Source organism: Streptomyces sp. NPDC016677 (assembly GCF_055562815.1).
In genome coordinates this window covers 681,715-695,326 of the sequence record NZ_JBVHEO010000002.1, presented here as the reverse complement: position 1 = coordinate 695,326, position 13,612 = coordinate 681,715, and the positions used below count along the sequence as shown (strand labels likewise).

Annotated in this window: 14 protein-coding genes; 11 read left to right on the top strand and 3 right to left on the bottom strand. The window is 72.5% G+C overall.

Annotated features, from left to right (window positions below; translation table 11 throughout):
* Positions 1–50: 50 nt before the first annotated feature.
* The 5 genes from ACZ3IG_RS08455 (at position 51) to ACZ3IG_RS08435 (ending at position 4,484) form a co-directional block, all read left to right on the top strand.
* Positions 51–1,088 carry a sugar ABC transporter substrate-binding protein gene (locus tag ACZ3IG_RS08455; RefSeq protein ID WP_467430131.1) on the top strand — a complete coding sequence of 346 codons (1,038 nt, stop codon included), beginning with the start codon at positions 51–53 and terminating at the stop codon, positions 1,086–1,088.
* The gene (locus ACZ3IG_RS08450) at positions 1,088–2,140 is read left to right on the top strand and encodes an ABC transporter permease (RefSeq protein WP_467430130.1); all 1,053 of its coding nucleotides are present in this window, start codon (positions 1,088–1,090) and stop codon (positions 2,138–2,140) included. The genes ACZ3IG_RS08455 and ACZ3IG_RS08450 overlap by 1 nt, the downstream gene beginning before the upstream one ends.
* A 4-nt stretch (positions 2,141–2,144) precedes the next feature.
* Positions 2,145–2,990, top strand: coding sequence for an ATP-binding cassette domain-containing protein (locus ACZ3IG_RS08445; RefSeq protein ID WP_467430129.1), 846 nt, complete (start codon positions 2,145–2,147; stop codon positions 2,988–2,990).
* 1 nt (position 2,991) lies between these two features.
* Positions 2,992–3,894 (top strand): sugar phosphate isomerase/epimerase family protein, encoded by a 903-nt coding sequence (locus tag ACZ3IG_RS08440; RefSeq protein WP_467430127.1) that lies wholly within the window; start codon positions 2,992–2,994, stop codon positions 3,892–3,894.
* A gap of 176 nt (positions 3,895–4,070) precedes the next feature.
* A complete protein-coding gene (locus ACZ3IG_RS08435) occupies positions 4,071–4,484 on the top strand; it encodes a VOC family protein (RefSeq protein ID WP_467430125.1) in 414 nt (137 codons plus the stop codon).
* Positions 4,485–4,493: 9 nt separating this feature from the next.
* Here ACZ3IG_RS08435 and ACZ3IG_RS08430 read toward each other — a convergent pair whose 3' ends face one another.
* A complete protein-coding gene (locus ACZ3IG_RS08430; RefSeq protein WP_467430124.1) occupies positions 4,494–5,498 on the bottom strand; it encodes a Gfo/Idh/MocA family protein in 1,005 nt (334 codons plus the stop codon).
* A 138-nt stretch (positions 5,499–5,636) separates the two neighbouring features.
* Positions 5,637–6,833 carry a Gfo/Idh/MocA family protein gene (locus ACZ3IG_RS08425; RefSeq protein ID WP_467430122.1) on the bottom strand — a complete coding sequence of 399 codons (1,197 nt, stop codon included), beginning with the start codon at positions 6,831–6,833 and terminating at the stop codon, positions 5,637–5,639.
* Between the two features lie 121 nt (positions 6,834–6,954).
* Here ACZ3IG_RS08425 and ACZ3IG_RS08420 point away from each other — a divergent pair, with 121 nt between their 5' ends.
* From ACZ3IG_RS08420 to ACZ3IG_RS08395, 6 genes are all read left to right on the top strand, one after another.
* Positions 6,955–7,965, top strand: coding sequence for a LacI family DNA-binding transcriptional regulator (locus ACZ3IG_RS08420; RefSeq protein WP_467430121.1), 1,011 nt, complete (start codon positions 6,955–6,957; stop codon positions 7,963–7,965).
* A 106-nt stretch (positions 7,966–8,071) separates the two neighbouring features.
* Positions 8,072–8,722: a GntR family transcriptional regulator gene (locus ACZ3IG_RS08415; protein ID WP_467430119.1), complete on the top strand. Its 651-nt coding sequence runs from the start codon at positions 8,072–8,074 to the stop codon at positions 8,720–8,722.
* Positions 8,723–8,845: 123 nt separating this feature from the next.
* The gene (locus tag ACZ3IG_RS08410; RefSeq protein ID WP_467430117.1) at positions 8,846–9,556 is read left to right on the top strand and encodes a 4-carboxy-4-hydroxy-2-oxoadipate aldolase/oxaloacetate decarboxylase; all 711 of its coding nucleotides are present in this window, start codon (positions 8,846–8,848) and stop codon (positions 9,554–9,556) included.
* Positions 9,553–10,680 (top strand): 4-oxalomesaconate tautomerase, encoded by a 1,128-nt coding sequence (locus ACZ3IG_RS08405; RefSeq protein WP_467430116.1) that lies wholly within the window; start codon positions 9,553–9,555, stop codon positions 10,678–10,680. Before ACZ3IG_RS08410 ends, ACZ3IG_RS08405 begins: the two co-directional genes overlap by 4 nt.
* Positions 10,661–11,611, top strand: a complete 951-nt coding sequence (locus ACZ3IG_RS08400; RefSeq protein WP_467430115.1) for a catechol 2,3-dioxygenase — start codon at positions 10,661–10,663, stop codon at positions 11,609–11,611. Before ACZ3IG_RS08405 ends, ACZ3IG_RS08400 begins: the two co-directional genes overlap by 20 nt.
* Before the next feature lie 244 nt (positions 11,612–11,855).
* A complete protein-coding gene (locus ACZ3IG_RS08395) occupies positions 11,856–13,184 on the top strand; it encodes an MFS transporter (RefSeq protein ID WP_467430113.1) in 1,329 nt (442 codons plus the stop codon).
* A gap of 52 nt (positions 13,185–13,236) precedes the next feature.
* On the opposite strand, the gene ACZ3IG_RS08390 is transcribed toward ACZ3IG_RS08395, so the two are convergent.
* On the bottom strand, positions 13,237–13,569 hold the full coding sequence (locus ACZ3IG_RS08390; RefSeq protein ID WP_467430111.1) for a hypothetical protein: 333 nt from the start codon (positions 13,567–13,569) through the stop codon (positions 13,237–13,239).
* Positions 13,570–13,612: the final 43 nt, after the last annotated feature.

The window sequence follows — 13,612 nt, the reverse complement described above, 5'->3', positions numbered from 1 at the left end:
TACGGCACCACGGCTCTCGGCTCCCGTCGCTACAGTGAGGTGCAGGAAAGATGGACCGCTCCGCTCCAGCCCGCCCCACCCGCCACCGCCCCCGGCGGTCCGTCCCCGCCCTGGCGCTCGCCGCGGCGGCGGCCCTGGCCCTCGCCGGCTGCTCCAGCGGCTCCGGGGGCAAGAAGGCCGACGAGGAGAGGACGTCCGGAGCCCCGGCGGGAAAGGCCGGCACCCCCCGGATGACGGTCGCCCTGGTCACCCACCAGGCGGCCGGCGACACCTTCTGGGACATCGTCCGCAAGGGCGCCGAGGCCGCCGCCGCCAAGGACAACATCAAACTCGTCTACTCCCACGACCCGAACGCCGGCAACCAGGCCGGCCTGGTGCAGAACGCCATCGACCAGAAGGTCGACGGCATCGCGGTCACCCTCGCCAAGCCGGACGCCCTCAGGAGCGTGGTGAGCAGGGCCCGGCAGGCCGGCATCCCCGTGGTCGGGCTCAACTCCGGGCTGAGCGACTGGAAGCGGATGGGGCTGACGGAGTTCTTCGGGCAGGACGAGAGCGTAGCCGGCGAGGCGTTCGGCGAGAAGCTCGACGAGGTGGGGGCGGAGAAGGCCGTCTGTGTCCTGCACGAACAGGGCAACGTCGGCCTCACCCAGCGCTGCGACGGGGTGAAGAAGACCTTCGAGGGTTCGGTGGAGAACCTGTACGTCAACGGCACCGACATGCCGTCCGTGCAGTCGACGATCACCGCCAAGCTCAAGCAGGACAGCTCCATCGACCACGTCGTCACCCTCGGCGCGCCCTTCGCGATGACCGCGGTGCGGTCGGTGGCGGAGAGCGGCGGCCGGGCGAAGGTGGCCACCTTCGACCTCGACAAGGAGCTGGCCGGGGCGGTCCAGAAGGGCGACATCGAGTTCGCCGTCGACCAGCAGCCGTACCTCCAGGGGTACTTGGCGGTCGACGGACTGTGGCTCTACAAGAACAACGGCAACTACAGCGGTGGCGGTGAGCAGCCGGTGCTGACCGGGCCGGCCTTCGTCGACGAGTCCAACGTCGACCAGGTCGCCGAGTTCGCCGCGAAGGGCACCCGGTGATGAGCGGCGCCCCACAGGCGGTGACCGACCGGCCGGCCCCCGGGGCGCGGTGGGCCGGGCGCCCCCTGCTGCCGCGGCTGCTGGCCCGGCCCGAGGTCGGGGTGTTCCTCGGGGCCGTCGCCGTCCTCGTCTTCTTCCTGATCGCGGCGCCCTCGGTCCGGCAGGGCGGCTCGCTGGCGACCGTCCTCTACCAGTCCTCCACCATCGGCATCATGGCGCTGCCGGTCGCCCTGCTGATGATCGGCGGCGAGTTCGACCTGTCGGCCGGTGTCGCCGTCGTCACCTCGGCGCTGACCGCGAGCATGCTCAGCTACCAGCTGACCGTGAACGTCTGGACCGGCGTCGTCGTCGCCCTGGTGGTCTCCCTCGCCGTCGGCGCGTTCAACGGCTGGATGCTGGTGAAGACCCGGCTGCCCAGCTTCCTCGTCACCCTCGGCACCTTCCTGATCCTCCAGGGCGTCAACCTCGCCGTCACCAAACTCGTCACCGGCAACGTCGCCACCGACGACATCAGCGACATGGACGGCTTCGGCCAGGCCGAAGCCCTCTTCGCGTCCTCCTTCGGCATCGGCGGCGTCCAGGTGAAGATCACGGTGGTGTGGTGGCTGGCCTTCGCCGCCCTGGCCACCTGGGTGCTGCTGCGCACCAAGTACGGCAACTGGGTCTTCGCCGTCGGCGGCGACCAGGACAGCGCCCGCGCGGTCGGCGTGCCGGTGACCTTCACCAAGGTCTCCCTGTTCGTGCTGGTCGGCTTCGGCGCCTGGTTCACCGGCATGCACCAGCTGTTCTCCTTCAACACCGTGCAGTCCGGGGAGGGCGTCGGCCAGGAGCTGATCTACATCGCCGCCGCCGTCATCGGCGGCTGCCTGCTGACCGGCGGCCACGGCTCCGCGATCGGCCCGGTCTTCGGCGCCTTCATGTTCGGCATGGTGAACCAGGGCATCGTGTACGCCGGATGGAACCCCGACTGGTTCAAGGCGTTCCTCGGTGTGATGCTGCTCGGCGCCGTCCTCGTCAATCTGTGGGTCCGTCGCACGGCGACCCGGAGGTGAGCACATGACCGACACACCCCTCGTCGCACTGCGCGGCGCCGGCAAGTCCTACGGCACCGTCCGTGCCCTGCACGGCGTCGACCTCGCCGTCCACCCCGGCCGGGTGACGTGTGTGCTCGGCGACAACGGCGCCGGCAAGTCCACCCTCATCAAGATCGTCTCGGGGCTGCACCAGCACACCGAGGGCGAGTTCCTCGTCGACGGCCGGCCCGTCCGCTTCACCACCCCGCGCGAGGCCCTGGACCGGGGCATCGCCGCCGTCTACCAGGACCTGGCCACCGTCCCGCTGATGCCGGTGTGGCGCAACTTCTTCCTCGGCTCCGAACTCACCAAGGGCCCCTGGCCCGTCCGCCGCCTCGACATCGCCCGCATGAAGCGGACCGCCGACGAGGAACTGCGGGCCATGGGCATCGTCCTGGACGACCTGGAGCAGCCCGTCGGCACTCTCTCCGGCGGGCAGCGCCAGTGCCTCGCCATCGCCCGCGCCGTCCACTTCGGCGCCCGCGTCCTCATCCTGGACGAGCCCACCGCCGCGCTCGGCGTGAAGCAGTCCGGCGTGGTGCTGAAGTACATCGCCGCCGCCCGCGACCGCGGCCTCGGCGTCATCCTCATCACCCACAGCCCCCACCACGCCTACCTGGTCGGTGACCACTTCACCGTGCTGCGCCTGGGCACCCTCGAACTGTCCGCGGCCCGCGGCGACATCACCCTGGAGGAGCTGACCGACCACATGGCCGGAGGCGCCGAACTCGCCGCGCTCGAACACGAGCTGGCGCAGCCCGGCGGAGCCGGCACCGCCACTCTCCCCGACGAGCGGGACCTCACGTCGCCCAGGGAAGGACACACCTGACATGACCCCCGTGCTCGACCGCATCCGGGTCGGCTCCGCCCCCGACTCCTGGGGCGTCTGGTTCCCCGACGACCCCCACCAGGTGCCCTGGCAGCGCTTCCTAGACGAGGTGGCCGAGGCCGGCTACTCCTGGATCGAACTGGGCCCCTACGGCTACCTCCCCACCGACCCGGCCCGCCTCACCGACGAGGTGGACCGGCGCGGCCTGAGGGTCAGTGCCGGCACCATCTTCTGCGGCCTGCACCGCGGCCCCTCCGAGTGGGACGCGACCTGGGAGCAGGTGAGCCGCGTCGCCGCCCTCACCCGGGCGATGGGCGCCCGGCACCTCGTCGTCATCCCGTCCTTCTGGCGCGACGACAAGACCGCCGAGATCCTGGAACCCCCGGAGCTGACCCGCGAGCAGTGGTCCCACCTCACCCGGGGCATGGAACGCCTCGGCCGCGAGGTGCGGGACACGTACGGCCTGGACATCGTCGTCCACCCGCACGCCGACACCCACCTCGACACCGAGGAGCACGTCGAACGCTTCCTCGACGCCACCGACCCCGGCCTGGTCAGCCTCTGCCTCGACACCGGCCACTACGCCTACTGCGGCGGCGACAGCGTCAAGCTCATCGAGACCTACGGCGAGCGCGTCGGGTACCTGCACCTCAAGCAGGTCGACCCCGAGATCCTCGCCGGGGTGCGGGCGGACGGGCTGCCGTTCGGCCCGGCCGTGCGGCGCGGGGTGATGTGCGAACCGCCGGGGGGCGTGCCCGAGCTGGCACCGGTGCTGGCGGCGGCCCAGCGGCTCGGCGTGGACCTCTTCGCCATCGTCGAGCAGGACATGTACCCCTGCGAGCCGGACCAGCCGCTGCCCATCGCGGCCCGCACCCGCCGCTTCCTGCGCTCCTGCGGGGCGTGAGGTGCTGTGAGGGCTGAGGGCCTGCGGGGCCCTGGACAGCTGCGGGGGCTGAGGGGCTGCGGGGCCTTTCCGAGGGGCCTTCCGGAGGGCCGCCCGGATCGGCTCGGGGGGCCGTTGTCAGTGGTGCGCGCTAGCGTCGATGACGATGGCCCTTCGTCCCGTTCCGGGAGGCAGTCATGACCACGCGGCTCAATCCGTACCTCAGCTTCGACGGCGACGCCCGCCGGGCGATGGAGTTCTACGAGGAGGTGTTCGGCGGCACGCTGACACTGAACACCTACGCGTCCTTCGGCGGGTCGCCCGGCCCGGACGCCGACAAGATCATGCACGGCATGCTGGAGACACCGAGCGGCTTCACCCTGATGGGCGCCGACGCCCCGCCCGGCACCGAGCACACCCCCGGGAACGCCTTCTCGATCAGCCTCAGCGGCGACGACGACACCGAGCTGCGCGGCTACTGGACCAAGCTGTCCGCGGGCGGCACCGTCGACGTGGCGCTGGAGAAGCAGATGTGGGGCGACGTCTTCGGCATGTGCAGGGACCGGTTCGGCGTCTCCTGGATGGTGGACATCAGTGAGCCGGCCGCCTGACCGGACCGCTCACGCCCGCCGTACCTCCTCCACCGCCACCGGACGGTGCTCGCGCAGCGACAGCGTGCACGCCTCCGCGATCCAGCCCGCCTCCAGCGCGTCCTCGATCCCGCACGGCGACGGGCGCGCCCCGGCGACCACCTCCGTGAAGGCGGCCAGCTCGGCGCGGTAGGCGGCGGCGAACCGGTCCATGAAGAAGTCGTGCGGGGTACCGGAGGGGAAGGTCGCGCCCGGCTCCGCCGAGCGCAGCGGCAGCCGGTCCTCCAGGCCGACCGCGAGGGAGTCGGCGAAGCCGTGCAGTTCCATGCGGACGTCGTGACCGCGCCCGTTGTGCCGGCTGCTGGACACCACCGCGACCGTGCCGTCGTCCAGGATGAGCACCGCCGAGGCGGTGTCGGCGTCGCCCGCCTCCCGGATGTACGCGGCACCCCGGTTGCCGCCGACCGCGTACACCTCGGTCACCTCGCGGCCCGTCACCCAGCGGATCATGTCGAAGTCGTGCACCGCGCAGTCCCGGAAGATGCCACCGGAGGCGGCGACGTACGCGGCCGGCGGCGGCGCCGGGTCCAGTGTGGTCGACCGTACGGTGTGCAGGGGGCCCAGCTCGCCGGAGCGCACCGCCGCCCGCGCCGCGGCGTACCCGGCGTCGAACCGCCGGTTGAACCCGATCTGCACCGGCACGTCCCGCCCCGCGACGGCCTTCAGCACCTCCGTGCCCTCGGCCATGGTGCGGGCCACCGGCTTCTCGCAGAAGACCGGCACCCCGGCGTCCACCCCGGCCCGGATCAGCGCCGGATGGGCGTCGGTCGCCGCCGCCACGACGAGCCCGTCCACCCCGCGGGCCAGCAGCTCGGCGGGGGAGTCCGCGACCCGCGCGCCGAACCGCTCGGCGGCGGCCCGCGCGGCGCCGGCCGCCGGATCGGACACGACCAGGGACTCCACGGCGCCGAGCCCGGCGAGGGTCTCGGCGTGGAAGGCGCCGATGCGGCCGAGACCGAGGATGCCGATACGCATGGAGCTGCTCCTGAGACAGGCGAGGGGCGGGGCGGAGGGAGCGGGATGGAGAGGGAGTGGGGTGGAGGGAGCGGGATAGAGAGGGAGCGGGGTGGAGGGAGCGGGATGGAGAGGGAGCGGGATGGAGAGGGGGCGGGGTCACACCGACGGGTCCACGGCGACCCAGGCACCGCTCGCGGCCGAACGCTCCATCGCGTCCAGCACGGCCGCGCCGCGCACCGCGTCCGCCAGCGTCGCGCCGTACGGGGTGCCCTCCGCGACCGAGCGCAGGAAGCGGTACGCCTCGATCACCTTCAGGTCGTCATAGCCCATGGCGTTGGCCGCGCCCGGCTGGAACGCGGCGAACTCGCCGTCGCCCGGACCGACGTACACCGTGCTGACCGGCTGGTCCTGGTACCCGGTGCCGCGGCTGACGCCCAGCTCGTTCATCCGCCGGAAGTCCCAGAACACCGCGCCCCTGGTGCCGTGCACCTCGAAGCCGTAGGCGTTCTGCTCGCCGACCGAGACCCGGCACGCCTCCAGCACGCCACGGGCGCCGGAGGCGAAGCGCAGCAGGCAGCCGACGTAGTCCTCGTTCTCCACCGGGCCGCGCTCCCCGCCCGTCGCCCGGGTGTGACCGGCGGTGGCGGCGGCCGGGCGGGCCCGCTCGGGGACGAAGACGGCGGTGTCGGCGGTCACGGAGGCGATGTCGCCGCACAGGAACCGGGCCAGGTCCGCGCCGTGCGAGGCCAGGTCGCCCAGCACCCCGCTGCCGCCGCGCTCCCGCTCGTACCGCCAGGTCAGGGCCGACTCGGGATGGGCGGCGTAGTCACTGAACAGCCGGACGCGGACATGGGTGACGGCGCCGATGTCCCCGGCGGCGATCAGGTCGCGGGCCGCCTCGACGGCGGGCGCGCCGCGGTAGTTGAAGCCGACCGCGCCCTGCACCCCGGCCCTGGCGACGGCGGCGGCCACCGCGCGGGCGTCCTCGGCGTTCAGCCCGACCGGCTTCTCGATCCACAGGTGCTTGCCCGCCTCGGCCATCGCGACGCCGATCTCGCGGTGCAGGAAGTTCGGGGCGGTGACGCTGACCGCCCGTACCCGGGGATCGGCGGCCACCTCACGCCAGTCGCGGACGGCCGAGGCGAACCCGAACCGGTCGGCGGCCTCCTCGCCCCGGCCCGGCACCTCCTCGGCGACCACGACCAGCTCCGGACGGACGGCGAGCCGCGGATAGTGGTGGCGGACGCGGGCGTAGGCCTGGGTGTGCACCCGGCCCATCCAGCCGAAACCGACGACGGCGACGCCGAGCGTCCCCTCCGCGGGAACCTCCGGGCGACCTCTCGGGTGAACCACCGGGTGAACCATGCGAGCCCCTCTTTGGACCGGTCCAGCACCTGTCCCTGTCACCCTGAGGACTCCTGGCCCGTGATGTCAAGGCTTTGACAGGCGAAGCACCCCGTGGAACGGTCCAGCCATGAAGCAGCCGACCATCCGTGACGTGGCCGAGCGGGCCGGGGTCTCCAAGTCGCTGGTCTCCCTGGTGCTGCGCGGCGCCGACGGGGTACGGCCCGAGCGGCGGGAAGCGGTGCTGCGCGCCGCGCGGGAACTCGGCTACCGGCCCAACGCGGCGGCCCGCAGCCTGAGCGAGCGGCGCACCCGCACCGTGGGCGTCCTCCTCAACGACCTGCGCAACCCCTGGTTCGTGGACCTGCTCGACGGACTGAACGCCGTGCTGCGCGACAACGACCTGCACGTGCTGCTCTCCGACGCCCGTCTCAACCGCCGCTGGGGACCGGGCGACGCCGCGGGCCCCCTGCGCGACCTCGGTGTCGACGGGCTGGTCGTGGTCGGCACGCTGCCCGACCCGGCCGCCCTGGAGGACGTCGCCGCGCGGATCCCCGTGGTGGTCGCGGGCGCCCGCGAGGCAGTGCCGCCCGGCGTGGACGTGGTGGCCGGTGACGACGAGCGCGGGGCGCGGCTGGTCACCGAGCACCTCATCGGCCTCGGCCACCGCGCGGTGGCGCACCTCGCGGGCTACGGGGCCGTCGGCGAGCTGAGGCGGCGCAGCTTCGAGTCGGCGATGCGCGGCCACGGCCTCGCCGGCCGGGCCACCGTCGAGCCCTGCGACATGACCGAGGAGGGCGGCTACCGCGCCACCGTCCGGCTGCTCGGCGGCAGCGGACCCGAGCGGCCCACCGCAGTCTTCGCCGTGAACGACATCGCCTGCGTCGGCGCCCTGTCGGCGGCGGAGGAACTGGGACTGCGGGTGCCGCACGACCTGTCCGTGGCCGGATACGACAACACGAGCATCTCCCGGCTGCGCCACCTCTGGCTCACCACGGTCGACAACGCCGGCCACGAGGTCGGCCGCCGCGCCGCCCACCGCCTGCTCGACCGGCTCCGCGCCCCCGGCGGACCGGGCGGCCTGCACCTCGCGGCTCCCGCGCTGGAGATCCGGGGAACCACCGCCCCGCCGCGCCGGTGACCACGTCGAAGACCCCGCACAGCGCCCCGTAATTCAGCGAACAAAATTGTTGACAATCTTGTTTGGATAGATTTACGTTCGACGAGCACTCACTCAGGGAGGGCACATGCCGAAACAAGCCGGTCCGAGCACCGGGGAGCAGGCGAAACAGCTTGCGCTCGGACAGCTGCGGGAGGCGATTCTGCGCGGCGACATGGCACCGGCCCAGCGGCTGGTGGAGAACGAACTCGCCGAGCAGTTCGGTGTGACACGGGCCAGCATCCGGGCCGCGCTGATCGACCTGGAGTCGCAGGGACTGGTCGAGCGCATCCGCAACCGAGGGTCGCGGGTGCGGGTGGTGACCGTGGAGGAAGCGGTCGCCATCACCGAGTGCCGGCTGGTGCTCGAAGGGCTCTGCGCGGCGAAGGCGGCGGCAGCCGTCACCGACGAACAGGTCGTCGAGCTGACCGGCCTCGGTACGGCGATGCGCAAGGCCGTGGCCGACGGCGAACCGCTGACCTACTCGGAACTCAACCACCAACTGCACACCAGGATCCGGGAGTTCTCCGGCCAGTTGACGGCGCTGGAGCTGCTGGAGCGGCTCAACGCCCAACTGGTGCGCCACCGTTTCCAGTTGGCGCTGCGTCCGGGGCGGCCCCAGCAATCCCTGAACGAGCACCTGGCCATGATCGAGGCGATCGAGGCCAGAGACCCACAGGCGGCCGAGGCGGCCGTCCGCGCCCACCTCACCAGCGTGATCGGGGCGTTGCGCGACTGACCCGCACCGGGCGGACGCGCATCCGCTCACCCCGGTGAGCGAGGAGCGAGGGCGTGCCGGCGCACCGGCCCGAAGAGGAAGAGATCCCGTGTTCGCGTACCCGCACACCCCGAAGGAGCAGGCATGAGCGGCGTCATCGTCACCGACCCGCCGAAGGCGGAGGCCAAGGACGTCGAGGCCCTGTCCGGGTACGGCGTGGCCACCGTGTCCGAGGCGATGGGCCGCACCGGCCTCCTCGGCCCGCACCTGCGCCCGATCCAGCAGGACACCCGGATCGCCGGCACCGCGGTGACGGTGCTGTCCTGGCCCGGCGACAACCTCATGATCCACGCTGCCGTGGAGCAGTGCGGTGAGGGCGACATCCTGGTCGTCACCACCACCTCGCCCTCCACCGACGGCCTGTTCGGCGAGTTGTTCGCCACCGCGCTGCAGCAGCGCGGGGTGCGCGGGCTGATCATCAACACGGGTGTCCGGGACACCTCCGAGCTGCGCGAGATGGGCTTCCCGGCCTGGTCCGCCGCCGTGTCCGCGCAGGGCACCGTCAAGGCGACCGGCGGCAGCGTCAACGTGCCGGTGGTCATCGGCGGCCAGGTCATCCACCCCGGTGACGTGATCGTCGCCGACGACGACGGCGTGGTCGTCGTCCCGCGCGAGAAGGCCCGGCGGACCGCCGAGGCGTCCCGGGCCCGGGAGGACAAGGAGGCCGCGACCCGCGCCGCCTTCCTGGAGGGCCAGCTGGGCCTGGACCGCTACGGGCTGCGCGAGAAGCTGGTCCAGCTCGGCGTGACCTACCAGTCCTACGAGGAGTACACGCGCGGCGGGGACGCGTCGTGAGCGCACCCGACGAGGTCCGCTGCATGCTGATGCGCGGCGGCACCTCCAAGGGCGCCTACTTCCTGGCCGAGGACCTCCCCGCCGGCACCGCCGCCCGCGACGGCCTGCTGCTGCGGGTCATGGGCAGCCCCGACCCGCGCCAGATCGACGGGCTGGGCGGCGCCCACCCGCTGACCAGCAAGGTCGCCGTGGTCTCGGCGTCGGACGACCCCGAGGCCGACGTCGACTACCTGTTCCTCCAGGTCGACGTGGACACTCCCGAGGTCACCGACCGGCAGAACTGCGGCAACATCCTCGCCGGGGTGGGCCCGTTCGCCGTGGAGCGCGGACTGGTCCCCGCCCGGGACGGTGAGACGTCCGTACGCATCAGGATGCGCAACACCGGGGAACTGGCGATCGCCACCTTCCCCACCCCGGGCGGGCGTGTCGACTACACCGGGGACGCCGGGATCTCGGGCGTACCGGGCACCGCCGCCGCGGTCGTCATCGAGTTCCCGCAGGGCAGCTCACCGCTGCTGCCCACCGGCAACGTCCGCGACACCGTCGCCGGCACCGAGGTGACCTGCGTCGACAACGGCATGCCGGTCGTGCTGATCCCGGCGGGCGCCCTGAAGGTCACCGGCTACGAGGAGCCGCGGGACCTGGAGGAGGACACGGCCCTGGCCGGCCGCCTCCGGGAGATCCGGCTGGCGGCGGGCCGGCTGATGGGGCTCGGGGACGTCGAGTCCACCACCGTGCCCAAGCTCAGCCTGCTCGCGCCGCCCCGGGACGGCGGCGCGGTCACCACCCGCACCTTCATCCCCGTGCGCTGCCACACCTCCATCGGCGTCCTGGGCGCCGCGAGCGTGGCCGCCGGACTCCGCCTGCCCGGCGGGGTGGGGGAGGGCATCGCCGAGCTGCCCGGCAGCGGCGACCGCACCCGCGTCGAACACCCCACCGGCTTCCTGGACGTCGAGACCGCCGTCGACCCCGGGACCGACGGCACGCCCCCGGTGGTCCGCCGTACCGCCGTCGTGCGCACCGCACGGAAGATCTTCGACGGCACCGTGTTCCCCCGGCCGGCCGGGACGGCCCCGACCCCCGCACCATCCTCTGGAGGCAACGATGACTCCGCCGCTCGGTGACATCGCCCATATCGGTCACACCCAGCTGTTCACGCCCGACCTCGACGCCAGTGTCGGCTTCTTCACCGACTTCCTGGGCCTGACGGTCAACGGCCAGGACGGTGACACGGTCTACCTGCGCACCTACGACGACTACGAGCACCACAGCCTGGTGCTCACCGCCCGCGAGACACCCGGCCTCGGCCGGCTCGCGCTGCGCACCTCCAGCGAGGACGCCCTCCAGCGCCGGGTGAGGGCCCTGGAGGAGGCCGGCCGCGGCGGGAAGTGGGTCGAGGACGAGCCGGGCCTCGGCCGGCTCTACCTCACCACCGACCCCGACGGCCACGAGCACGCCCTGTACTGGGAGAGCGAGCACTACCGGGCCCCCGACGGGCTGAAGCCCGCCCTGAAGAACCAGCCGCAGGCCAAGCCCAACCGGGGAGTCGGCGTCCGCCGCCTCGACCACATCAACTTCCTCGCCTCCGACGTGCTCGCCAACGCCGAGTTCCAGGAACACCTCCTGGGCGCCCGGCCCACCGAGCAGATCCGGCTGGACTCCGGCAGGATCGCGGCCCGTTGGCTGACCTTCACCGACAAGTCCTACGACGTCGTCTACACCGAGGACTGGACCGGCTCCGAGGGGCGGCTGCACCACATCGCCTTCGCGACCGAGAACCGCGAGGACATCCTGCGCGCCGCCGACCTAGCCATCGACACCGGCGTGTTCATCGAGACCGGCCCGCACAAGCACGCCATCCAGCAGACGTTCTTCCTGTACGTCTACGAGCCCGGCGGCAACCGGATCGAACTGTGCAACCCGCTCACCCGCCTGGTGCTGGCGCCGGACTGGCCGCTGATCACCTGGACCGAGGAGGAGCGGAAGAAGGGGCAGGCCTGGGGGCTGAAGACCATCGAGTCCTTCCACACCCACGGCACCCCGCCGGTCGCCTGACGACGGGCACCACGGGCCACGGGGGCGGGGCCGCGCGGACAGGTGTGCGCGGCCCCGCCCCCGTGGCGCAGGGGGAGGGGCCGGGCGCCAGCAGATCGTTGCTGAGATTGTTAACAAAACCGTTGACACTCAAGGGCCGGAACTTTAGCGTCTAGCGCACATCACGGGTCGAGCCGCACGAGCCGCGCGGACCCGCTTCACCGATCCCTCCAGGGAACTCGTCCTGGTCGAGAGGAAAACAACGATGTCCTCCTCCCCCGCCCTGTCCTCAAAGGGCAGCAGACTGGCCCTGCTGGTCGTCGTCCTGTGCTGGGTCGCCGTGCTCTTCGACGGCCTGGACATGTTCATCTACGGCTCGGTGCTGCCCCACATGCTGGAGGAGAAGGCCCTCGGGATCACCTCCGGCCAGGCGGGAGACCTGGGCAGCTACGCCACCTTCGGCATGCTCGTCGGCGCGCTGACCGCGGGCACGATCGCGGACCGGATCGGCCGCAGGAAGCTGATGCTCTCCTGCGTCGCGCTCTTCTCCCTGGCCTCCGGCCTGTGCGCCGTCGCGAACAGCGTCGCCGTCTTCGGCCTCGGCCGGACCCTGGCCGGCGTCGGCCTCGGCGGTCTGCTGCCCACCGCGATCAGCATGGTCTCCGACTACGCCCCCAAGGGCCGCGCGGCCCTCACCATCGGCCTGCTGATGACCGCCCACCACGCCGGCGGCATCCTCTCCGCCTACGTCGCCCTGTGGATCGTCGAGCCGCTCGGCTGGCGCGCCGCCTTCTGGGTCTGCGTGGTCCCGCTGCTCTTCGTCCCGGTGCTGCTGAAGTGGCTGCCCGAGTCGCTGAGCTTCCTGGTCGCCCAGGGCCGCCGTGACGAGGCCGCCGCACTGGCCGCCCGCTACGACGTCGAGCTGCCCGCCCCCAAGGCCGACAAGGCCGCCGGCGCCCGCTGGGGCAACCTGGCCGCTCTCTTCCAGGGCCGGGAGTGGATCCAGACCCTGCTGTACTGGCTGGCCTCCTTCGGCGGACTGCTGCTGGTCTACGGCGTCGCCACCTGGCTGCCCACCCTGATGCGCAGTGAGGGCTACGAGCTGGGCTCGGCGCTGACCTTCGTGGTCCTGTTCAACCTCGGCGGCATCGTCGGCATGCTGATCGCCGGCCGCGCCTCCGACCGGTTCGGCGCCCCGCGCATCTCCGCTCTCTGGTTCGCGGTGACCGCCGCCGGTGTCTTCCTGCTCAGCGTCCACATGCCGCTGGCGCTGACCTTCGTGGTCGTCTTCCTCACCGGTGTCTTCCTCAACAGCGCCCAGGTGATGATCTACGCGACGGTGTCCATCGCCTCCACCCCCGACAGCCGGGCCACGGCCGTGGGCTGGACCTCGGGCATGGGCCGCTTCGGCGCGGTCTTCGGCCCCTGGCTGGGCGGTCAGCTGCTCGCCGCGGACAAGGGCGACTGGGGCTTCACCGCGTTCGCGCTGGCCGGTGTGGCGTCCATGGTCTTCATCGGCATCGCCGCCGCCCGCGCCGGCAGGCGCACGGCCGGGGACGGCGCCGGGCGGAAGCTGGTGGGCGCGGCCCACTGAGCGGCACCGCCGCGCCGAGCCGGCCCCCGTGAGGACGCGGGGCCGGCGTTTCTCATGGCGAGTTGACGCCCAGCGGGGTGTCCAGCTCGTCGCGGCAGTCCTCGGGCACCGCGTACGCCCTCAACGTCTGGACGGGAACGGCCCCGGGGGAGGGCGGCAGCGCCTGCTCCCGGGCCGCCTCCGCCCGCTCCCGCGCGATCTCGTCGGCGATCTCCTCGCAGTCGTAGGAGTAACTCCCCGTGGGTGCCGCAGCCGGCTCCTCGGCGGGGAACTCCGGGCCGTCCGCGTACGGGTCCGAGGAGAGGACCCAGGTGGCCGTCAGACCGGCCAGACACAGTCCGGCCCAGACGGCGACGACGCGCCGGCCGGCGTTCGGCATGGTCAATGCTTCCCCCTTCGCGAGCCTTCCGGTGCCGCCGTAACGACGG